The following is a 19680-nucleotide window of genomic DNA, read 5'->3' on the forward strand; positions in this document are numbered from 1 at the left end:
CATGCGACACCCCAGCCTGACCAGACGCGGCATCGTCGCCGTCGCGTCGCTCGCCCTCGCCTCCACCGCCGCCATCGGTGGAGTCGCCGTCGCCTCGACCGATGCCGAACCGGTCTCGACACCAGTGACGATCACCAGCCCCGACGGCCAGCTCATGAGCTACGTCGTCAACGCCCGCATCGCCAACCCCGGCCAGACGCGCCTCGTCGAGGCGGCGGTCAAGGCCGCCGGCGGCGTCGTGGTCCAGTCGTGGCCGCAGATCGGCGTCGTCGTCGCGCACTCGAAGGTCTCGACCTTCCGTGCCGACGTCGTCGCCAGGGGCGGCAACGCCGTCGACTCCGTCGGGGCGACGCGCACCGTCCCCGTCACCGAGGGCACCCCCGAGGTCGCGGGGGCGTCCTGGGGCCGCGGCGCGTCCGGCTACAAGCAGGGCGCGAAGAAGCCCACCAACGGCGACCTCGAGTCGGTCGAGTCGCCGGCGACGTCCACCGACCCGCGCGAGAGCGAGCAGTGGGACCTCACGATGATCAAGGCCGACCAGGCCCACAAGATCACCGACGGGTCCCGCAACGTCCTCGTCGGCGTCCTCGACAGCGGAATCGACCCGGACCACCCGGACCTCGCCGCCAACATCGACGTCGCCGACTCGGTGAACTGCACCGACGCCGGCCGGCCCGACACCTCCGCCACGGGCTGGTACCCCACGACGAGCGACCACGGCACCCACGTGGCCGGCACCATCGCCGCGGCCCGCAACGGCGTCGGCATCGTCGGCGTCGCCCCGAACGTGCGGATGGCCGCCGTCAAGGTCGTCAACGACGACGGCTTCATCTACCCGGAGTACGCCGTGTGCGGCTTCATCTGGGCGGGCCTCAAGCACATGGACGTGACGAACAACAGCTACTACGTCGACCCGTTCGAGTTCTACTGCGAGGACCAGCCCGACCAGTACGCCGCCAAGGAGGCCGTGCGTCGCGCCGTCACGTGGTCGACGAAGCAGGGTGTCGTCCACGCGGCCGCAGCCGGCAACTCGGCCCGCGACCTGGCCGACAAGTCGTCGTTCAAGGACACGACGAGCCCCGACGACCAGCCCGCCTCGGGCCAGGTCTCGCGCACGCTCAACAGCGGCTGCGAGGACATCCCGACCGAGCTCGACGGCGTCGTGACGGTCAGCTCCATGCAGCGCTTCCCGGCCGGCACGATGGACAGCCGCCTGTCCTCGTTCAGCAACCGGGGCCTCGGCAAGATCGACGTGGCCGCCCCCGGTTCGTCGATCCTGTCCACGGTCGTGGCCAACAACGGCTACGGCCTCAAGAGCGGCACGTCGATGGCGTCGCCGCACGTCGCCGGTGTGCTCGCCCTCATGAAGTCGGCCCACCCGACATGGACGCCCGCGCAGATGATCGAGAAGCTGCGCCAGCAGGCCGACGACAAGGCGTGCGGCACGACGACCGGCGCCGGTCGCCCGTGCGTCGGGCCCGTCGAGGACAACAGCTTCTTCGGTGAGGGTGTCGTCGACGCCCTCGATGCCGTGAGCTGACCGACCGGCTCTGCCTCACCGGACGCGGTGTTCGGTGTCGAGACCCCGTGGCACACCACGGTTCCCGGCACCGGACGCCGCGTTCGCGCGTTTCGGACGCGGTGGTGCAGCTCAGACGGGGTGGCGCACGGAACCCACCGAGCGCAGGGAGCGGACGGTGCGGGCGAGCAGGACGAGCGCGACGAGCTGGCTGACCGCCACGACGGCGACGAGCGCCGGCAGCGACCGGTCGTAGAGCCAGCCGGCCACGAGGCCGCCGGCGATCGCGAAGGCGCCCTGCACCCCGGCGAAGACGCCGTATGCCGTCGCGCGCCTCGGTGCCTCGACGACCTCCGCGACGAGTGCCTTCACCGTCGAGTCCTGCACCCCGTAGGCCAGGCCCCAGACACCGACCCCGACGAGCGAGAGCGGGACCGACCCGGCCAGCGCCAGCGGGGGCACGAGCGCCACGAGGATCGGCACGGCATACAGCACCGTGCCGCCGTAGCGGTCGTAGACGAGACCCACCCCGAGCGCCGCGAGCGCCTCGACGGCCATGGCGCCGGCGTAGACGACGGGCACGGTGGCGACCGGGACGAGCCCGCCGACCGTCAGGTGGTAGCCGATGATGCCGAACGTCACGAGGCCACCGGTCATGAGGCCGGCCGCGAAGGCGTAGCCGAAGAACTCGCGCGGCAACCCGGCACCGGCCGCGTCCGCGAACCAGCCGCGCAGACCGCCGCGCGCGGCCACCTCGCCCGGAACCGGTGACGTCGCCGGGCCGCCCACCGTCTCGACGTCGTAGACGGACGGGTCGGGCACCCGTGAGCGGATGACGGCCAGCAGCAGCATCGCCGCCGCCCCGGGGATCGCGAGGACGGCCATGCCCGGCCAGATGACCCCCGTCGCGGCGATGACCCCGGCGACGAGGAGCGGCCCGGCGAAGGCACCGACCTGGTCGAGCGCCTTGTGCACGCCGAAGCCGCGGCCGCGTCCGACCGCCGACGCCACGTGGGCGAGCAGCGCCGACTTCGACGGGCTGCGGACGGCCTTGCCCGAGCGCTCGAGGAGGATGAGGACGGCGGCCACGACGAGGCCGGCACCCCCGATGAAGGGCGTCACGGCGAGCAGCGGCACGCAGACGGCGGTGAGGCCGTAGCCGGCGATCGTCAGGCCCCAGTAGCGCCCGGTCCGGTCGGCGAGCGGCCCGAAGACGAGCCGCAGCACGAGGGCCATCGCCTCGCCGGCGCCGGTGACGAGACCGACGACGAGTGCGGACGCCCCGAGCGAGGCGAGCAGCGGGCCGTACATCGAACGCGCGCCCTCGTAGACCATGTCGGCCGCGAGGCTGACGAAGCCGAACCACCAGACGACCCGCCACGCCGACCAGCGTCCGGGGCTGCCGGTGGAGGGGGCAGCGGCAGTCGCGTCGGTCATGCGGGCAAGGTAGCAACCGGATCTGCACGCCCGGGCCTAGCCTGATCGGGTGAGCAACCCCGACCGCCACCCGACCGAGGTCGTCTGCGCAGAGGACACGTCCCAGGGCTCGGCCGCGGCGCCCCCGGTCGTGCTGCCGTACCGCGAGGTGCCGCTCGGCGGTCCGCGCGCGATGCCGGTGCGCCGCAGCCTCCCCCAGCGCGAGCGCTCGCTCATCGGGGCATGGTGCTTCGTCGACCACTACGGGCCCGACGACGTGTCGCAGACCGGCGGCATGGTCGTGCCCGGCCACCCGCACACCGGCCTGCAGACGGTGTCGTGGCTCTTCTCCGGCGAGGTCGAGCACCGCGACACGACCGGCGTGCACGCCGTCGTCCGCCCCGGCGAGCTCAACATCATGACGGCGGGGTCGGGCATCGCCCACTCGGAGTACTCGACCCCCGGGACGACGGTGCTGCACGGCGCGCAGCTGTGGGTCGCGCTGCCCGAGGCGGACCGGTTCACGGCACCGGGCTTCGAGCACTACGCGCCGCCCGTCAGCGAGGTCGACGGCGCCCGCGTCCTCGTCTTCCTCGGCTCGCTCTTCGGGCAGAGCTCGCCGGTGAGGATGTTCTCCGACCTCGTGGGCGCCGAGGTGACGCTCGCCGCCGGCACCTCGCTGACGTTCGAGGTCGACCCGGCCCACGAGCACGGGCTGCTCTGCGACACGGGTCTCATCACCGTCGGGGACGTGACGGCCAAGCCCGGCGAGATCGCCTTCCACGCCACCGGCCCCGAGCGGATCACGGTCGAGGCAGGCCTCGACGAGCCTGCGCGCCTCCTCGTGCTCGGCGGCGCCCCCTTCGGCGAGCAGATCGTCATGTGGTGGAACTTCATCGGCCGCAGCCACGACGAGGTCGTCGGCTTCCGCGAGGACTGGCAGCGCGAGCGCGCCTCCCGCGAGCAGGGGTCGTATGCCGTCGCGGAGCCCGGTTCGCGCTTCGGCACCTTCCCGGAGGCCTGGGACCACACCCTCCCCGCACCGGGCCTGCCCAACCTGAGGCTGCGCTCCCGCGGCTGACGACGTGTCGGGGTGCCCAATCGACATGGACGAGCGCGCGCGCCGACCCCGTCGAGTGGGCACTTTCATGCCCCGTGTCCACAGGCACCGGGCGGGCAGCTGTGGGCAGGTCGCGACACAGTGCCCACTCGATGGGGGGAGGCCGATCGAGTGGGCGCTCTTGTCCAGGGTTTGGGGCCGGGCCGGTCGCAGGAGAAGGATGGGCGCATGCGCGCGACGACCATCCATGCCCCCGGCGACATCCGCCTCTCCGACGTCCCCGACCCGACGATCGAGGCCCCGACCGACGCCATCGTGCGCGTGGTCGCCGGCTGCATCTGCGGCTCGGACCTCTGGCCCTACCGCGGCGCCAACCCCATCGAGGCCGGTTCGACGATCGGCCACGAGGCCGTCGGCGTCGTCGAGGAGATCGGCGCCGACGTCCGGACCATCAAGAAGGGCGACTTCGTCGTCATCCCCTTCGTCCACTGCGACAACACGTGCCCGCACTGCCTCGCCGGCATGACCTCGGTCTGCGACCACCAGGGCTGGACCGAGAGCGGCCAGGCCGAGCTCGTCCGCGTCAACCAGGCCGACGGCAGCCTCGTCGCCACCGACGGTCTGCCCGACGACGCCCTCATCCCCTCGCTGCTCACGCTCGCCGACGTCATGGCGACCGGCTGGCACGCCGCCGTCTCCTCGCGCGTGCGGCCCGGGGGCACCGCCGTCGTGATCGGCGACGGGGCCGTGGGCCTCTGCGGCGTCATCGCCGCCAAGGAGCTCGGTGCCGAGCGCATCGTCGCGATGTCGCGCCACGAGCCGCGTCAGGCGCTGGCCCGCGAGTTCGGCGCCACCCACGTCGTGGCCGAGCGCGACGACGCCGGCGTCGAGGCGATCATGGACCTGACCGGCGGCATCGGCGCCGACTCGGTGCTCGAGTGCGTCGGCACCGACCAGTCGATGAAGACCGCCTTCCGCATCGGGCGCCCCGGCTCGACGGTCGGCTTCGTCGGCGCCCCGCACGGCGTCGAGCTGCCGGTCCGCCAGATGTTCGTCCGCAACGTCGGCCTCGCCGGTGGCATGGCTCCCGTCCGCACCTACCTGCCCGACCTGCTGGCCCGAGTCGTCGACGGCCGCATCGACCCCGGCAAGGTCTTCGACCTGACGCTGCCCCTCGAGCAGGTCGCCGAGGGCTACCGGGCCATGGACGAGCGCCGCGCCGTCAAGGTGCTCCTGCGCCCCTGAGCGCCGCTCGGCCGCCCTCCCGCTCCACCGATCGGGTATGCCGTGTGCACACCAAGCCGTGGACGTGCGGTCTCCGAATCCCGCACGTGACCCGCGAACCCGAGCACACGGCATACCCCATCGAGGCGACCAGCAGAGCCACCAGCAGAGCCACGAGCAGAGCCCGGAAGGCGGAGCAGCACGTGACCCACGCGCGACTCATCGACACGGCGGCGCCCAGCGCGCCGCGGGGCGTCGCGCTCGTGCTGCACGGCGGAGCCGCTCGACGTCGCCCGATGCGGGTGAGCCCGACCCAGCTGTCGGTGCTGCGGATGCTGCCGATCGCCGCCCGCATCGCCAGCGTCGCGAAGGGCGAGCTGGCCGTGCTGCGGCTGCTCAACTCGACCCGCGGCTGGGACGCGCACCACACGCCCGTCGACGACGTGCGCTGGGCGCTCGCCCAGGTCGCGGACCGCTTCGGCCCCGAGCTGCCGGTCGCCCTCGTCGGGCACTCGCTCGGCGGGCGCGCCGCCCTGCTCGCAGCCGCGGAGGAGCCCGTCGTCAGCGCCGTGGCGCTCAACCCCTGGGTCTATCCCACCGAGGGACGCCTCGACCTCAGCGGCCGCCGGATCCTCGTCGTGCACGGCGACGACGACCGCGTCGCCCGGCCGACGAACTCCGCCTCGGTGGCCCGTGACCTCGCCCGCACGGCCGACCGCGTCGGCTACGTCACGGTCGAGGGGGGCAAGCACGCGATGCTGCGCCGGGGCAGGGTCTTCGACGGGCTCGCCGCCGACTTCACGGCGGCGACGCTGCTCGGCCGCCACGCGGAGGGCGTCGTCGGGCGGGTCCTCGCGGGCGAGGACTGGGTCGACGTCTGAGCCCGCCTCCCCGACGGGACGGCGCCGCACCCTTTTTGTAGGGTGGTGACCGTTAGGTCGCGCATGCGAACTTGCTTTGCAGACGTCCCATTGGGCCAATACAGTCGGGTCAACCCCTCCAACGACCGGTCCGTAACTAGGTGAGGACCTGGCTTGGCCCCGAGATTTGCGTCCGTCGACGACTACATCGCGTCCTACCCCGAGGAGACGCGAACCCAGCTTGCGGGTGTCCGACGTGCCATTCGCGAGGCGGCTCCGCATGCGGCCGAGAAGATCAGCTACGGCATGGCGACCTTCACCGTCGACGGCAAGCCCCTCATCTACTACGCCGGCTGGAAGAACCACGTCGGGCTCTACCCCGTGCCGACGGGTGACCGGACGTTCGAGCGGGCCATCGCGCCCTACCGGCGCGCCAAGGACACCGTGCGCTTCCCGATCAGCCGGCCCGTCCCGCTCGAGCTGATCGGGCAGATCACCGAGCTGTGCCTGCAGCGCCGCGCCGCCGCGGCCGACCAGTCGGAGTAGCGCCGTCCGAGTAGCACCGTCGGGGTAGGCCCGTCGGGGTAGCGCCAAAGACCTGGAAAAGAATTCGGTGGAACCCCAATCCAGCGGTGGCGGTGGTGGCGAACCCCCGCGCGGAGACGGTCGACGACGACCCCCCGTCTGAAGCAGAGCAGGATGGACGGCTTGTCTCCTCGTCAAGGAGGAACACAGATGCGCACCACCACCACTCGGATCGCCGGCGCCAGCCTCGCCGCAGCCGCCGCCCTGGCCCTCAGCGTCGGGCCGGCCTCCGCCGCCGACGGTTCGGTCAGCGCCAACCTCAAGCCCGTCGCCGGCAACGGCGTCATGGGCAGCGGCACGGCCATGGTCGACGTCACGGGCAACACGATCACCGTCACGATGGCCGCCACGGGACTGCTGCCCAACAGCCCGCACGCCGCGCACATCCACTTCGGCGCCGCCGCCCGTCACGAGTGCCCCATCCTGTCGGACGACAAGAACGGCGACGGACACATCAACACGACCGAGGGCGGCCCCGCCTACGGCGACATCGTCGTCTCGCTGACCAAGACCGGTGACACGAGCCCGAAGTCGGGCCTGGCCATCGACCGCTTCAGCACCGCCCCCGGCGGCAAGATCGCCTACCAGCGCGGCAGCATCAAGGTCTCGAGCGACGTCGCCAAGGCGATCTCGGCCGGCGAGTCCGTCGTCGTCATCCACGGTGTCGACTACAACAAGGACGGCAAGTACGACGGCAACACCAAGAGCGACCTCATGCCGTCGCTGCCGACCGAGGCCACCGACCCGGCCCTGTGTGGCGCCCTGCGCGTCGCTCCCGCCGGCGGCATGCACACCGGTGGCGGCCTGCCCACCGACACCCTCAAGAGCGGTGGCCAGAACGAGGCCCTCATGCTCGTCGGCGGCGTGGCCCTGCTCGCTGCGGCCGGCACCGGCACGTTCGCGGCACGCCGTGCCCGGGCGCGCGCCTGAGCGACGCGAGCGGACGGACCGGGTCCATGCCTGACGAGACGCCCGACCAGACGCCTGAAGAGGCTTCCGGACTGACGGCCCGGCCCACGTCGGCCCCGACGGGTCGCCGCTTCACCCGCCTCAGCGCGGGTGTCGCGGCGGCCCTCGCGGCCACGGCCGTCCTCGTCGTGGTCGGGATCGTGGCCCTCGTGCTCGGCCTGCGCGGGGCGCCGGCGACCGGGGCGCCGCAGCCCGCGGCCGCCGCCGGGTCGTCCAGCTCCACGGCACCGTCCTCGCCTGGGTCCTCGGCCAGCGCGTCGGCGTCCCCCGGTCAGGGTGGGACACCGGCCACGCCCGCACCGAAGACATCGGGCTCCTCGGACGGGAGCGGCATCGGGGACTTCCTCGAGGCCTCCGAGCCGACCTCGCTCGAGATCCCCTCGATCGGGGTGCGCTCGTCGCACTTCGTGCAGCTGAGCATCCAGCCCAACGGCACGATCTCCGTCCCCGGCACGGCCCAGGAGGTCGGTCTCTACGACGCCGGCCCCACCCCGGGCCAGCTCGGCCCCTCGGTGCTGGCGGCGCACGTCGACACCCCGTCGGGCGTGCCGGGCATCTTCCACGAGCTGCGCCGGGTCAAGGTCGGCGACGTCGTCAAGGTCTCGCGCCAGGACGGCTCGCGTCTGACCTTCACGGTCGACCGGGTGCAGGCGTTCAAGAAGACGCAGTTCCCGACCGAGCTCGTCTACCGCGGCGACTTCACCAAGGCCGAGATCCGGCTCGTCACGTGTGGCGGCCCGACCGACAGCCGCAACGAGTACCGCGACAACGTCGTCGTCTTCGGCCACCTCACGAGCGCCTCCTGATCTGCTGACGGGAGCCACCCGGCGTTCAGCCGTGCTGGCTCCCGGTCAGCAGGCCACCACGTCGGCAGGCCGACGAGGCAGCTCGTCGCGCGGCCTCCGCGTCCACGAAGTGGTACCCACTGAGCGTGTCCCGCGCCTACTGGCGTGTTCTCATTGGGCGTGCTCGAGGTCGAGACGCACGAGCAGGTGCTCGAGCGCCTCCTCGAACTCCTCGTCCGCATGGTCCTCGCCGAGCGGTCCCCGCAGCCGCGTCACGGTCGGGTAGCGGCCCAGGTCCAGCTCGTGGTCGCGGTTCGGCAGGTCGGCGTCGCCCTCGTCGAGCGGCTCCTCGGCCGGGGACATGGCGGCGCCGTGCACGGCCGACTCGAGCAGCAGATGCCCCAACAGGAAGCTGGTGAAGGACCGGTACGCGGCAACAGCCTGCCGGTCACTGAAACCCCGAGCCCGGAGTCCCTCGAGGAAGCCCTCGACGACTCGAAGGCTGCGCAGCGGCGGCCGCAGCCACGGCGCGGCGGGATGACGGGTCGCGACGAGCGGGAACGCCGAGGGGTGCTCGTGGGCGAGGCGACGCACGTCGTGGGCCAGGTGCTGCAGGAACGCCTGCCACCCGTCGCCCGGTTGCAGCTGGCCCGTGGCGGGGATCTCGATCGTGCCCACGAGAGCCTCGACGACGGCCTCGAGCAGGTCCTCACGCCCGTTGACGTAGCGGTAGAGCGACATGGCCTCGACCCCGAGGCGGGCCCCGAGCCGTCGCATCGTCAGGGCCGAGACCCCATCGATGTCGATCAGCTCTACGGCGACCTCGACGATGCGCTCGCGCGTCAGGCCCGGGCGGTGACCGTCGCTCGACTCCGCGACTCCCGGCCTCTCGCCACGTGTCGATGTGGACGCGTGGCCCGGTGCGGGCGTCGGCGGGTCCTCTGAGCCTCGTGTCGAACGGATGACAGTGCTCCTTGCTCGGCGTCCCTCCTGTCTACGCCATCGGCCGGCCCACCTCAATGGCGGGCGGTGGCGCGGTGACCCGACGGCCCGAGACGCCGGACGGCGGACGTCGCCACCCCCGCCGTCCGGCGTCTGGGGACGATCGTGCTGGGTACGGGGTTGCCCGGGTGAGGACAGCGTGCGGCGGGTCGCCCAGACCCTGCGACTGGGTATGGGGTCGGTGCTGGACTTACAACGTAAGGGAGTTACCCCCATGACCGACAACCTCAGCACCGCCCTGACCGACCTCTGGCGCTCAGTGGCCCTCTTCGTCCCCAAGTTCGTCGCGTTCCTGCTCATCCTCCTCATTGGCTGGCTGGTGGCCAAGGCCATCGGCAAGGCCGTCGACAAGGTCCTCGAGCGCGTCGGCTTCGACCGCGCGGTCGAGCGTGGAGGCATCAAGAAGGCCCTTGCCAAGAGCCAGTACGACGCCTCCGCCATCGTCGGCAAGCTCGTCTACTACGCACTGCTCCTGTTCGTGCTGCAGCTCGCCTTCGGCGTCTTCGGCCCGAACCCGATCAGTGACCTCATCACGGGCGTGATCGCCTTCCTCCCGAAGGTGATCGTCGCGATCATCATCATCGTCGTCGCCTCGGCCATCGCGGCCGCGGTCCGTGAGCTGATCGCCAACACCTTGGGCGGCCTGTCGTATGGCAAGGCGCTGGCCAACATCGCGAGCATCTTCATCCTCGGCCTGGGCATCATCGCCGCCCTGAACCAGGTCGGCATCGCAACAACGGTCACCACCCCGGTGCTCATCGCGGTGCTGGCGACCATCGCCGGAATTCTCATCGTTGGCGTGGGCGGCGGACTCGTGCGTCCGATGCAGTCGCGGTGGGAGCAGTACCTCGAGACGATGTCGCACGAGACGGACCGCATCAAGGCTCAGGTGCAGCAGGCTCCCGGGGTGCGCGAACAGGCCCGCGCGGCCAAGGCGCGCTACGACGAGGCCGGCCAGGACGACCTCGAGGCTCGCGCGGCGGACGATTTCTATCACGACCGCCCGGCCGTCAGCTCGACCCAGGTCATCGACTCGACGCACGACCCGCGTCACTGACCTCATCGCAGCATCGGGGCGAACTCGCCCCAGTCGCCGGGACAGGCATCGCCTGTCCCGGCGACTGGCATCTACCGACCTGGGCAGCGCGACTCGAGGCGCCCCTCAAAGGGTTGCCGACCCCTGCCGGTGGAGGCCGTTGCGCCCGCTCTCGCGGGACTGGCGCCATACCCGTGGGGAGCTGGCGAAGCGCAGGTCGCGGGTGTGACGCGCGTCTCATTCCGCCAAGGTAAAGCGCAGGTAAAGCCCAAGAAAGCGGACATTCAGGGCATTACCAACGCCTCGCCGTTACCGCGGCGTGACATTTGCCAGTTGCCTCGTCTAGTCTTCCGGGAGTCCGGCCACCAGGTCGGGCTCTCGTGAGGTGGACCGCCTAGTCCTGTCACCGCCTGACGAGAGAGATCAAACCTTGTGACAGGAGCGGAGGAACCACACGTTTCTCCGGACGTCCGGCGCAACGACTTCGGACGTCCTTGGGGTGAAGACCGCACCCGCCGCACGAGCAGCTCGTGAGGTGGTGGCAGACCGGGCACCTTTCCGCCCGAACCCGACAGCTAACTTCGTAGGCGCGGAGAGGCAACACGCGTGAACATTGAGAACACCCGCGGCCGCCACCGTGCGCCAGGCCGCCACAACCCCCTCATCGAGCTCAAGCTCCTTGCCCGCGAGTCGGCCCAGCCGGCCATGAAGGCCGGTGCCGTCGTCGCCGCCACCGGTGGCCTCGTCGCCACCTTCGCCAACCCGGCCAGCGCCGACACCCTGTCGCCCTCCTCGGGCAAGGTCGCCGCTGCGTCGGCGGACTCGGCAGCCCCCGCGGCCGTCGGTCCCGCCACCGCTGCGGCTCCCACGGCGCCGTCCGCCCTGTCGAAGATCGGCTTCGCCCCCGCGCAGCAGACCGGCGGCCAGCGTGCGACGACGTCGAAGCCCGAGGTCATCGAGGACGTCCAGGTCCAGACCCAGCGCGCCGCCGCCCAGGCTGCCGCCGCCAAGGCCGCCGCCGAGCGCAAGGCCGCTGCGGCCCGCGCCTCGCGCGACCTGACCCGCCGCACGCTGACGTCGAGCACGTCGTCGGTCAAGGCGAACGTCAACGCCTCCGTCCCGGGCGCCTCGTCCGGCATGCGCGCCTCGTCCAACTGGGCCACCGCCGGCCAGTGCACGTGGGGCGCCCTGAGCAAGTGGTACCAGTCCGAGGGCTACTACCCCGGCGGCTGGACCGGCAACGCGATGGCGTGGGCCTCGGGTGCTCGCTCCGCGGGCTACACCGTGGGCACCGCGCCGCGCACCCGCTCGATCATCGTCATGCAGCCCGGTGTCGCCGGCTCCTCGAGCGTCGGCCACGTCGGCTGGGTCACCGGAGTCAACGGCAACCAGGTGACCATCATCGAGATGAACGCCACCGCGGGTCCGTACAACTACGACACGCGCACCGTGACCCTCAGCGGGGGCATGAGCTTCATCTACGCGCCGTGACCCACGGGTCGTGACCGCGGAGCTCTCCGCGAGCTGAGCGCGTAAGAAGGGGAGGATGCTGCGGCATCCTCCCCTTCGTCATGCCCGCCGCCCCACGCCACGACGACCCCTGATGAGCGACGACGAGCCCCAACGAGCCACGACTACCCCCACGGCGGGCGGCAGCGTCACCTCGTCGCGCTCGAAAAGGCTGCCGACGGCGTGGGATCGCCCACACGCCCAACCCTGGACAACCGGGAATGATCCTCCGCGTCGGGGCCTTGTCGCCAGGTAGTTGAAGACTCCACCGACCAGGTGGACGCCCTCGACCCCCAGCAGTCCCCCAACACGTGAAGGAGACGGCCTGTGTCCACGGCCTTCGACAGCATCCGCATCGGCCGCTGGGACCTCCCCCAGCGCTTCGTCATGGCACCCCTGACGCGCAACCGCGCCGGCGAGGGCCAGGCGCCGACCGCGCTCAACGCCGAGTACTACGGCCAGCGCGCGAGCGCCGGCCTCATCATCACCGAGGGCACCCAGCCGAGCGCCGTCGGCCAGGGCTACATGGACACCCCCGGCATGCACTCGGACGAGCAGGTCGCCGGCTGGCGCCTCGTGACCGACGCCGTGCACGCGGGTGGCGGCCACATCGTCGTGCAGCTCATGCACGCCGGACGCATCGCCCACCCCGACAACAAGGGTGGCCTCGAGAGCGTCGCGCCGAGCGCCATCGCCGCCCCGGGCAAGATCGTGACCCCCAACGGCCAGCAGGCGTACGTCGTCCCGCGCGCTCTCGAGACCGACGAGATCCCCGCGCTCGTGGCCGAGTTCGTCCACGCCGCACGCCAGGCCGTCGCCGCCGGGATGGACGGTGTCGAGGTGCACGCCGCGAACGGCTACCTGCCGCACCAGTTCCTCGCGCCGAGCAGCAACCAGCGCTCCGACGCCTACGGCGGCTCGCCCGAGAACCGCGCGCGCCTCGTCGTCGAGATCACGACGGCCGTCGCGGAGGCCATCGGCGCCGACCGCGTCGGCATCCGCATCTCGCCGTCCCACAACATCCAGGGCGTGCTCGAGGAGGACGAGTCCGAGACCGCCGCGACCTACGAGTCGCTCATCGAGGGCATCGCGCCGCTCGGCCTGGCCTACCTCAGCATCCTCGGCGACCCGGAGTCGGACCTCGTCCGCGACCTGCGCAAGCGCTTCGGCGGACCGGTCATCCTCAACACCGGCTTCACCAAGGTGACCGAGCTGGCCGACGTCGAGGACATCCTCGAGCGCGACCTCGGTGACGCGGTCGCCGTGGGCCGTGAGTTCCTCGCCAACCCGGACCTCGTCCGTCGCTGGCGTCAGGGTGCCCCCCTCAACGAGCCGAACTCCGACACCTTCTACGGTGGCGGCGCCGAGGGCTACACGGACTACCCGGCCCTCCCCTGAGACCCGGTCCCACGGCATACGACGGCCGTGACGACGTGCCCACTCGACGTGACCCCACGTCGAGTGGGCACTTTCGTACGCGTCAGGTGGGCTCGGGTGGGTCGACGCCGGGCGGCAGCGGGTCACCGAGCGGGCGCTGGACCCAGGAGACGTCGCGCGCCTGGCCGAACTTCCACCCGATGGCCCGGTAGGTGCCCACCGGCTCGAACCCCAGCGCCGCGTGCAGACGGGCGCTCGCCTCGTTGGGCTGGGTCATCCCGCCGGCCGCCATCCGGTAGCCCCGCGCCGTGAGCCGCTCGAGCAGGGCCTCGTAGAGCCGGCGCCCACCGCCGCGGCCGCGGCGATCCTGCGCCAGGTAGACCGACACCTCGCACGACCATCGGTACGCGGCGCGCTCCTTGAACGGTCCGGCATACGCGTAGCCGACGACCGCGCCGTCCTCCTCGAGGACGAGGAAGGCGTGCCGGGACTGCGCCCTGGCGATCCGGCGCGCCATCTCGTCACCGTCCGGCGCCTCGGTCTCGAAGGTCACGGTCGTGCCGGTCACGTAGGGCGCGTAGATCGCGGCACACGCGCCTGCGTCGTCCGCCGTCGCGTCGCGGACGCGCGTCTCGGGGGTGTCGAGCGGATCAGGCAGGTCGGGCATGCCGCGATGCTAGGACCCAGCCCGGGACCCTCGGCGCGACCCCCTCCCGCCCGGCCCGACGCTCGGCCACACTGGCGCCATGCTCACTGCGATCCGGGCCCGTGTGCTCCCCGAGAACCAGCGCCGGACCTTCGAGGAGCTGACCGCGGACCTCGACCTCAACGAGGGTGACCTGCGCTCCAAGCGGTCGGCGTTCTGGACGATGCTCGTCCTCGCCGCCTCCATCGCCAGCGCCGGGATCATCGCCGACTCGACCGCGACCGTCATCGGCGCCATGATCATCGCGCCGCTGTCGACACCGATCATGGGCACGGCCCTGGCACTCGTGAAGCGCGAGCGCACCGGCGGCGTGAAGTTCGTCGTGCTCGGCGGTCTCATGGTCATCGCAGTCGGCGCCCTCTTCTCGCTCCTGCTGCCGAGCCCCTACGACCTGCTCGCCAACTCGCAGGTGGCGGCCCGGACGAGTCCGCGGCTCGTCGACCTGCTCGGCGCCCTGGCCACCGGGTTCGCCGGCGCGATCGCGCTGGCTCGCAAGGACGTCGCCGCGATCCTGCCGGGGGTGGCCATCTCGATCTCGCTCGTGCCGCCGCTCTGCGTCGTCGGCATCTGCCTGGCAGGGGGCAGCGCGAGCCTGGCCTTCGGGGCGCTCGTGCTCTTCCTGTCCAACTTCCTCGCGCTCGTCTTCGCCGGCAGCCTCGTCTTCACCACCCTCGGCTACACGACGAGCATCCGCGAGGAGGGCGGCCGGCCGCGGCAGAAGGTCCGTCACGTTCGGCCTGCTCGTCCTGCTCGTCCTCGTGCCGATCGCCCTCAACTCGCTCGTCGCGCTCGCGGTCGCCGGACTGACCGAGGTCGGGCGCGACACGACCCGGACGTGGCTCGCGGCGACGCCCGGGGCCGAGGTCGTCGACATCACGAACCAGGGCTTCAGCCTCGTCATCCACGTCCGTGCGCCCGGCACCCTTCCCCCGACCACGACGCTCATGAGCGACCTCAGCGGGAGGTTGCCCGGCGGCATACCCGTGGTCCTCGAGCGGTCGGTCGGCGAGAGCGTCGACCTCGGGACGACGAGCTGAGCTCAGGCCGAGCCGTCCGCGTCCGGCGACGCAGCGTCGGTCGGCGCACCCCGTCCGGGACCGGCGGCGAAGCGCGAGACGATGAGCGCCACGAAGGTGACGAGGAAGACCTGGCCGATGACGGCCTCGCTCGTCGACGCGAGCCGGGCCGGGTCGGTCACCGCCGTGTAGTCGCCGTAGCCGACCGTCGAGATCGTCGTCAGGCTGAAGTACGTGTAGACCGTCGTGGACACCTGGCGTCCGAAGAAGTGGGTCGGCGTCGTGCCGTCGATGGTCTGGAAGAGCGTGGCGTAGGCGACGGCGATCTGCAGGTAGGCCGCGACGGCCCCGAGCACGGTCTGCACCCGCACCACCTGGTGCTGCAGCAGCCGCCGGCCGATGATGACGGGCAGGACGAGCGCCGCGACGAGCCACACCCCCTCGGGCTGCACGGCATCGGGCGAGATGGGCGTCGTGCCCTTCGTCGGGACGAGCAGCACGAGGTTGCTGACGACCGTGACGAGCACGAGCACGTCGAGGATGCGCCGCGCCCGACGCCGCACCGCCGACGCCCGCGCGGCGACGACGAGCGCGACCCCGGTCACCGCGTGCGTGACGAACGAGCCCCACACGGAGCCGCGGGTGTCGACGAGCGCCTGGCTGACGATGACGGCGAGGACGAGCAGGAGCACGAGGTCGAAGCGGTCGAGCAGCCGGTTGCCCACCTCACCGAGGATAGGGCGGTCGACGCTCCCGCGCGGGAGGTCGTCAGAGCCCGCGACGTCGCGCGACGAAGCCGTGGTCGTATGCGTGGTCGACGACCCGCTCGGCCGTCTCCTCGGGCGTCAGCCCGGAGGTGTCGAACCACCAGCCGAGCTCGCCGTAGTCCGCGCGCATCCCCGACACGAGCGCATCGTGGCCGTCGAACGCGAACTGCTCGTCGGGATGGCGCTGCTCGTTCCGGTCGCGGCACGCCTGCGACCCGGGGTCGAGGACGACGAGCGCCAGGCCGCGCGGGGCGAGCGCCTCGACGTAGCGGTCGAGCTGGGCGCGGTCGGGCACGATCCAGTCGATGACGGGCGTGAAGCCGGCGTCGGCGATGTTCGCCGCGAGGGCGACGATGTTGTCGTTGCAGAGGCGCGTCTGGCGGGCCGCCTCGTCGGCGGGCTCGCCGAGCGCCCAGACGTGGCCGCCGACGACGAGCCGGCTGATGTCGTCACCGCGCAGGAGCGCCGACCGCTCCAGCGCCGCGGCGACGAGGCGGGTGACCGTCGTCTTGCCGGAGCCGGGGGCGCCCGTGACGAGCAGGCAGCAGCCACCCCGGTCGAGCGAACCGCCGAGCGAACCGTCGAGCGAACCGTCGAGCGAACCGCCGAGCGAACCGCCGGGCGAACCGTCGGGAGCGCGGTGGGGCGAGGCGTCGGTCGAGGTCATGCGGCACCGCCGGCGCCGGGTCGGTCGCCGTCTCGCCAGACCCACCGCAGCGCGTCGGGCAGCAGGACCCCGCCGTGGTTGGCGCTGTGGCCGCCGTCGCCGAGCACGAGCCGGATGTCATGGCCGGTCTCGGCGAGCGCCGCCGCGGTGCGGAGGTTCTCGGCGAGCCAGTTCGACTCGGGCTCGTTCCAGTTGAGGTCGCGGTGGCCGGCCTGGAGCAGGACCCGCAGCGGCTTGCGCGGCACCGTCGGCAGCAGCGCCGGGTACGGGTTGCCCCCCGGCATCTGCGCGAAGCTCGAGAGGTAGGCGACGACCCGGCGGAGACGGTCCGGCCGGTGCCACGCCGCGGTGAAGGCGCCGTTGCCGCCGCTGCTCCCGCCGCAGATGCCCCACCGGTCGGGGTCGTCGCTGATGGCGAAGCGCTCCGTCACGAGCGGCACGACCTCGTCGAGGAGGAACGTCACGTAGCGGTCGTCGAAGGCGTCGTACTCCGCGTTGCGTTCGTGCGCGCGTCGGGGTCGTACGCCGCGGGCACGTGCACCCAGACCGTCCGCGACGTCCCGGGATAGACGGCGCTGTCGTCGATCCGCAGCTCGACCGTCTGCCCCTGCGGCACCCCGTCGTGCCGGACCGAGTCCGGGCCGTGGCCGTAGACGACGTCGGTCTGGTCGACGGGCAGCGGGCGGTACGGCACACGGGTCGGCACACGGGTAGCCATGCGCGGCAACGTACGGACCAGCACCAGGTTGGGGCAACCGCTTATCGTCCGGGCCTGACGTACGCTCGAGGTGGGGCACGGCAGGTCGTGCCCCCGACCGACGAGGAGAGGAGACCCGCGCATGAGCGCCCGACGCGACACCACGGCTTCTCCCACCTCGTACCGCACGTCGTCCCGCACGTCGTCCCGTACATCCACGGGCGCCCCGTCCCGGCTCCCCGCCCTCGTGGCGAGCCTCGCCGCGACGGTCGTCGTCCTGCTGGGGTCGCTCACGAGCTCGGTCACCGACGCGAGCGCCGGGCAGGTGCTCCTGACCGCGGCTGCGGTCGGCGTGCTGACCGCCGTGCTCGCCTCGACCGCCCAGCGGGTCGTCCAGCCCCTGCCGGTGCGCACGCACCCGTCGGGCGTCTCCGGCGCGGTGCCCGCGTCGACGGCGTACTGGTGCGCCCTCGACGCACCGAGCTGCCCCCAGCGTCCTCGAGCGCCGGGTCGGCACTGACCCGTCCGCCGCACCCGCGGCGGTCGGGCCTCTGCCCCCGACCCTGTTCGAGAACTGGCCCGCACCCGGGCCGAGCCGAGGAGCTCACCCATGTCCGACGTCCTGTCTGCCCTGCTGTCCCCGATCACGAATGCCGTCGCCGTGGTCCTCGCGGCCACCCACGACGTCGCCGGCGCCGTCGGCCTCAGCCCCGGCTCGGCCGGGGCCTGGCTGCTCGCGGTGCTGCTGCTCGTCGTCGCCGTCCGCACCGTCCTGCTGCCGGTGACGATCCACGGGGTCCGTTCGTCCCACGCGCGGGCCCACGCGGCGCCCCAGCTGCGCGAGCTGCGCCAGCGGTATGCCGGCAACCGTGACCTCGAGCAGCTGGCCGCGATGCGCGCCGAGCAGAAGGCGATCCATGCCGAGCACGGCGTCTCGGGGTGGAGCCTCGCCCCGGCGCTGCTGCAGCTGCCGCTCTTCTACGCCCTCTACCGCGTCGTCGCCGACCTGACGGCCGGCCACGCGGTCGGGGCGCTCGACGCCGGGCTCGTCGCGTCGGCGTCCGCCGCTTCGATGGCCGGGCTGCACCTGACGAGCCACCTCGGCCCGACGCTCGGGTCCGACCTGCCCGCGGGACTCGTCCTGCTCGCGGCGGCCGGGGGCGCCGCGCTGCTCAGCCTGCTCACCCAGCGCTGGTTCGTGCTGCCGATGACGAACGTCGCCGACCTGCCGGAGGGGATGGCGACGGTCCAGCGGTTCGTGCCGTGGATCGGCGCGATCGGGGTGCTCGTGGCGGCGGCCGTCGTGCCGGCGGGGCTCATCGCCTACTGGCTCTTCAACAACGCGTGGACCTTCGCGCAGCAGGGGCTCGTCTGGCGGTTCGCTCCGACACCGGGCTCACCGGCGGCGGCACGACGCGAGGCGGCAGCGGCGCTCGAAGGTGCGGTGTCCTGACGGCCGGGGCGGCTCCGGGCCACGCGAGCTCGGGGTGGCCTGCTCGGGGTGGCCTGCTCGGGGTGGCCCGCTCGGGTTGGCCTGCTCGGGGTGGGCTCAGAAGGTCTCCTCGAGGATCTGCAGCAGGTCGTCGATCGTGCGCCAGGCCTGGGCCTCGAGGGTGGCCATGGCGCGCTGCTCGTCCGCGTCGAGGTGGCCGAGCAGGAAGGCGGCCGCCTCACCGACGGCCTCGTCGAGCGCGAGTCGGCGCAGGGCCGCGCGGGTCATGACGGCGTCGTGGTGGTCACCGAGCGCGCCCTGGACGACCTTGGCCTGCTTGACGATCCGGCGCATCGGTTCGTCGTCGACGGGACGCGCGGTCTCGGCGGCGTAGCGCAGCCGCTTCGTCGCCTTGCGCACCTCGTGCAGCCGGGCGGAGTGGTCGACGGCGGGCTGCTGCGCCGAGCCGCGGTCCTGCGGTGGGCCCGCGTCGCCCGACCCGTCGCCGCGGGCGGCCTCGGCCATCCGCGCGAAGCGGCGCCCCTCGCGGCGTACCCGCGTGCGGGCGACCTCGAGGGCGTCACGCTGCGCGGCGTCGGTGAGGGGAGGGTGCGTGGCGAGCTCGTCGAGCAGGATGGACAACGCGGCATAGCTCGTCGAGTCGAGGATCTCCTCCACGTCCTCGCCGGCGGCGGCCGCGTCGAGCCGCAGTCGGGCGCGCAGGCCCGCCACGGCGTCCTCGTCGATCCCGTCGAGCTCGACGCCCTCGAGGAGGCGGTCGGCGTTGTCGGTGGCGACCTCCGCGTCGCGGGACTGCCCGAGGCGGCCGGACGCGTCCTTGAGCTCGGCGCGCACCGGCTCGGTGACGGACGCGTCGAAGACCGGGCGGAACGTCGCGAGCAGCGAGCGGATGCGGCGCATGGCCACGCGCAGGTCGTGCAGGCCGGTCGGGCCGCCGGCGCGGACGGCAGCCTCGGCCGCCCGCAGCGCGTCGCGCTGGTCGGCGAGGCGCTGGCGCACGAGGGTCCCGGCGGACGGCATACCCCTCTATAC

22 protein-coding genes, 1 pseudogene and 1 riboswitch are annotated in these 19680 nt (G+C 72.5%); of the genes and pseudogenes, 14 read left to right on the forward strand and 9 right to left on the reverse strand.

What is annotated here, in order from left to right; genetic code table 11:
- The first annotated feature begins 1 nt into the window (after nucleotide 1).
- Complete coding sequence (locus TAE01_RS13250; protein ID WP_147067203.1) at nucleotides 2-1540, forward strand: S8 family peptidase; 1539 nt, start codon at nucleotides 2-4, stop codon at nucleotides 1538-1540.
- A 111-nt stretch (nucleotides 1541-1651) separates the two neighbouring features.
- On the opposite strand, the gene TAE01_RS13255 is transcribed toward TAE01_RS13250, so the two are convergent.
- Nucleotides 1652-2956: an MFS transporter gene (locus TAE01_RS13255; protein WP_147067205.1), complete on the reverse strand. Its 1305-nt coding sequence runs from the start codon at nucleotides 2954-2956 to the stop codon at nucleotides 1652-1654.
- Between the two features lie 49 nt (nucleotides 2957-3005).
- Here TAE01_RS13255 and TAE01_RS13260 point away from each other — a divergent pair, with 49 nt between their 5' ends.
- The 6 genes from TAE01_RS13260 (at nucleotide 3006) to TAE01_RS13285 (ending at nucleotide 8439) form a co-directional block, all read left to right on the forward strand.
- A complete protein-coding gene (locus tag TAE01_RS13260) occupies nucleotides 3006-4016 on the forward strand; it encodes a pirin family protein (protein ID WP_147067207.1) in 1011 nt (336 codons plus the stop codon).
- Nucleotides 4017-4223: 207 nt separating this feature from the next.
- The gene (locus TAE01_RS13265) at nucleotides 4224-5240 is read left to right on the forward strand and encodes a zinc-dependent alcohol dehydrogenase family protein (RefSeq protein ID WP_147067209.1); all 1017 of its coding nucleotides are present in this window, start codon (nucleotides 4224-4226) and stop codon (nucleotides 5238-5240) included.
- A gap of 86 nt (nucleotides 5241-5326) precedes the next feature.
- Nucleotides 5327-6100, forward strand: a complete 774-nt coding sequence (locus tag TAE01_RS13270; protein WP_246111332.1) for an alpha/beta fold hydrolase — start codon at nucleotides 5327-5329, stop codon at nucleotides 6098-6100.
- Nucleotides 6101-6253: 153 nt separating this feature from the next.
- On the forward strand, nucleotides 6254-6625 hold the full coding sequence (locus TAE01_RS13275) for an iron chaperone (RefSeq protein ID WP_147067212.1): 372 nt from the start codon (nucleotides 6254-6256) through the stop codon (nucleotides 6623-6625).
- 189 nt (nucleotides 6626-6814) lie between these two features.
- Complete coding sequence (locus tag TAE01_RS13280; RefSeq protein ID WP_147067213.1) at nucleotides 6815-7594, forward strand: CHRD domain-containing protein; 780 nt, start codon at nucleotides 6815-6817, stop codon at nucleotides 7592-7594.
- Between the two features lie 26 nt (nucleotides 7595-7620).
- On the forward strand, nucleotides 7621-8439 hold the full coding sequence (locus TAE01_RS13285) for a class F sortase (RefSeq protein ID WP_147067215.1): 819 nt from the start codon (nucleotides 7621-7623) through the stop codon (nucleotides 8437-8439).
- A 150-nt stretch (nucleotides 8440-8589) separates the two neighbouring features.
- Here TAE01_RS13285 and TAE01_RS20910 read toward each other — a convergent pair whose 3' ends face one another.
- Nucleotides 8590-9381, reverse strand: a complete 792-nt coding sequence (locus TAE01_RS20910) for a TetR/AcrR family transcriptional regulator (RefSeq protein ID WP_371860836.1) — start codon at nucleotides 9379-9381, stop codon at nucleotides 8590-8592.
- A 253-nt stretch (nucleotides 9382-9634) separates the two neighbouring features.
- Here TAE01_RS20910 and TAE01_RS13295 point away from each other — a divergent pair, with 253 nt between their 5' ends.
- The 3 genes from TAE01_RS13295 (at nucleotide 9635) to TAE01_RS13305 (ending at nucleotide 13363) form a co-directional block, all read left to right on the forward strand.
- Entirely contained in the window at nucleotides 9635-10477 is an 843-nt protein-coding gene (locus TAE01_RS13295; RefSeq protein WP_147067219.1) for a mechanosensitive ion channel family protein, read from the forward strand.
- 390 nt (nucleotides 10478-10867) lie between these two features.
- A riboswitch (cyclic di-AMP (ydaO/yuaA leader) is annotated at nucleotides 10868-11058 on the forward strand.
- A gap of 4 nt (nucleotides 11059-11062) precedes the next feature.
- Complete coding sequence (locus TAE01_RS13300; protein WP_147067221.1) at nucleotides 11063-11947, forward strand: CHAP domain-containing protein; 885 nt, start codon at nucleotides 11063-11065, stop codon at nucleotides 11945-11947.
- Between the two features lie 345 nt (nucleotides 11948-12292).
- Nucleotides 12293-13363, forward strand: coding sequence for an alkene reductase (locus TAE01_RS13305; protein ID WP_147067223.1), 1071 nt, complete (start codon nucleotides 12293-12295; stop codon nucleotides 13361-13363).
- A gap of 82 nt (nucleotides 13364-13445) precedes the next feature.
- Here the strand turns inward: TAE01_RS13305 and TAE01_RS13310 are convergent, their stop codons facing one another.
- Together TAE01_RS13310 and TAE01_RS20915 are read right to left on the reverse strand one after the other, a co-directional pair.
- Nucleotides 13446-14009, reverse strand: coding sequence for a GNAT family N-acetyltransferase (locus tag TAE01_RS13310; RefSeq protein WP_147067225.1), 564 nt, complete (start codon nucleotides 14007-14009; stop codon nucleotides 13446-13448).
- Nucleotides 14010-14018: 9 nt separating this feature from the next.
- A complete protein-coding gene (locus TAE01_RS20915) occupies nucleotides 14019-14387 on the reverse strand; it encodes a hypothetical protein (RefSeq protein WP_246111334.1) in 369 nt (122 codons plus the stop codon).
- Here TAE01_RS20915 and TAE01_RS21205 point away from each other — a divergent pair.
- A pseudogene (locus tag TAE01_RS21205) lies at nucleotides 14314-14634 on the forward strand (DUF389 domain-containing protein); the annotation flags it as partial. The gene TAE01_RS20915 and the pseudogene TAE01_RS21205 sit on opposite strands and share 74 nt — an antisense overlap.
- A gap of 172 nt (nucleotides 14635-14806) precedes the next feature.
- Nucleotides 14807-15085, forward strand: coding sequence for a hypothetical protein (locus TAE01_RS20715; RefSeq protein ID WP_222594130.1), 279 nt, complete (start codon nucleotides 14807-14809; stop codon nucleotides 15083-15085).
- 2 nt (nucleotides 15086-15087) lie between these two features.
- Here the strand turns inward: TAE01_RS20715 and TAE01_RS13320 are convergent, their stop codons facing one another.
- From TAE01_RS13320 to TAE01_RS20920, 4 genes are read right to left on the reverse strand one after another with little or no spacing between them, the layout of a single operon-like run.
- The gene (locus TAE01_RS13320; protein WP_186815200.1) at nucleotides 15088-15789 is read right to left on the reverse strand and encodes a potassium channel family protein; all 702 of its coding nucleotides are present in this window, start codon (nucleotides 15787-15789) and stop codon (nucleotides 15088-15090) included.
- Nucleotides 15790-15832: 43 nt separating this feature from the next.
- On the reverse strand, nucleotides 15833-16498 hold the full coding sequence (locus TAE01_RS13325; RefSeq protein ID WP_147067229.1) for an AAA family ATPase: 666 nt from the start codon (nucleotides 16496-16498) through the stop codon (nucleotides 15833-15835).
- Nucleotides 16495-16962, reverse strand: a complete 468-nt coding sequence (locus TAE01_RS13330) for an alpha/beta hydrolase (protein ID WP_246111335.1) — start codon at nucleotides 16960-16962, stop codon at nucleotides 16495-16497. The genes TAE01_RS13325 and TAE01_RS13330 overlap by 4 nt, the downstream gene beginning before the upstream one ends.
- The gene (locus TAE01_RS20920) at nucleotides 16959-17216 is read right to left on the reverse strand and encodes an alpha/beta hydrolase (RefSeq protein ID WP_246111336.1); all 258 of its coding nucleotides are present in this window, start codon (nucleotides 17214-17216) and stop codon (nucleotides 16959-16961) included. The genes TAE01_RS13330 and TAE01_RS20920 overlap by 4 nt, the downstream gene beginning before the upstream one ends.
- 121 nt (nucleotides 17217-17337) lie before the next feature.
- Between TAE01_RS20920 and TAE01_RS20560 the strand changes: the two genes are divergently transcribed.
- Both TAE01_RS20560 and yidC read left to right on the forward strand, forming a co-directional pair.
- Nucleotides 17338-17715: a hypothetical protein gene (locus TAE01_RS20560; RefSeq protein ID WP_186815201.1), complete on the forward strand. Its 378-nt coding sequence runs from the start codon at nucleotides 17338-17340 to the stop codon at nucleotides 17713-17715.
- 90 nt (nucleotides 17716-17805) lie between these two features.
- Nucleotides 17806-18648 carry a membrane protein insertase YidC gene (gene yidC / locus TAE01_RS13340; RefSeq protein WP_147067231.1) on the forward strand — a complete coding sequence of 281 codons (843 nt, stop codon included), beginning with the start codon at nucleotides 17806-17808 and terminating at the stop codon, nucleotides 18646-18648.
- 96 nt (nucleotides 18649-18744) lie between these two features.
- On the opposite strand, the gene TAE01_RS13345 is transcribed toward yidC, so the two are convergent.
- Nucleotides 18745-19668, reverse strand: coding sequence for a CHAD domain-containing protein (locus tag TAE01_RS13345; protein WP_147067233.1), 924 nt, complete (start codon nucleotides 19666-19668; stop codon nucleotides 18745-18747).
- Between the last annotated feature and the right edge of the window lie 12 nt (nucleotides 19669-19680).

It is taken from the genome of Terrabacter aerolatus (assembly GCF_007991735.1).
Taxonomy (GTDB): Bacteria; Actinomycetota; Actinomycetes; order Actinomycetales; family Dermatophilaceae; genus Terrabacter; species Terrabacter aerolatus.

Excerpts from the sequence above, each read along its gene's own strand:
- TAE01_RS13250 (WP_147067203.1), top strand. The coding sequence starts at position 2 with ATGCGACACCCCAGCCTGACCAGACGCGGCATCGTCGCCGTCGCGTCG.
- TAE01_RS13255 (WP_147067205.1), bottom strand. The coding sequence starts at position 2,956 with ATGACCGACGCGACTGCCGCTGCCCCCTCCACCGGCAGCCCCGGACGC.
- TAE01_RS13265 (WP_147067209.1), top strand. The coding sequence starts at position 4,224 with ATGCGCGCGACGACCATCCATGCCCCCGGCGACATCCGCCTCTCCGAC.
- TAE01_RS13280 (WP_147067213.1), top strand. The coding sequence starts at position 6,815 with ATGCGCACCACCACCACTCGGATCGCCGGCGCCAGCCTCGCCGCAGCC.
- TAE01_RS13285 (WP_147067215.1), top strand. The coding sequence starts at position 7,621 with ATGCCTGACGAGACGCCCGACCAGACGCCTGAAGAGGCTTCCGGACTG.
- TAE01_RS13295 (WP_147067219.1), top strand. The coding sequence starts at position 9,635 with ATGACCGACAACCTCAGCACCGCCCTGACCGACCTCTGGCGCTCAGTG.
- TAE01_RS13310 (WP_147067225.1), bottom strand. The coding sequence starts at position 14,009 with ATGCCCGACCTGCCTGATCCGCTCGACACCCCCGAGACGCGCGTCCGC.
- TAE01_RS20915 (WP_246111334.1), bottom strand. The coding sequence starts at position 14,387 with ATGAGACCGCCGAGCACGACGAACTTCACGCCGCCGGTGCGCTCGCGC.
- TAE01_RS13325 (WP_147067229.1), bottom strand. The coding sequence starts at position 16,498 with ATGACCTCGACCGACGCCTCGCCCCACCGCGCTCCCGACGGTTCGCCC.
- TAE01_RS20920 (WP_246111336.1), bottom strand. The coding sequence starts at position 17,216 with ATGGCTACCCGTGTGCCGACCCGTGTGCCGTACCGCCCGCTGCCCGTC.
- TAE01_RS20560 (WP_186815201.1), top strand. The coding sequence starts at position 17,338 with ATGAGCGCCCGACGCGACACCACGGCTTCTCCCACCTCGTACCGCACG.
- yidC (WP_147067231.1), top strand. The coding sequence starts at position 17,806 with ATGTCCGACGTCCTGTCTGCCCTGCTGTCCCCGATCACGAATGCCGTC.
- TAE01_RS13345 (WP_147067233.1), bottom strand. The coding sequence starts at position 19,668 with ATGCCGTCCGCCGGGACCCTCGTGCGCCAGCGCCTCGCCGACCAGCGC.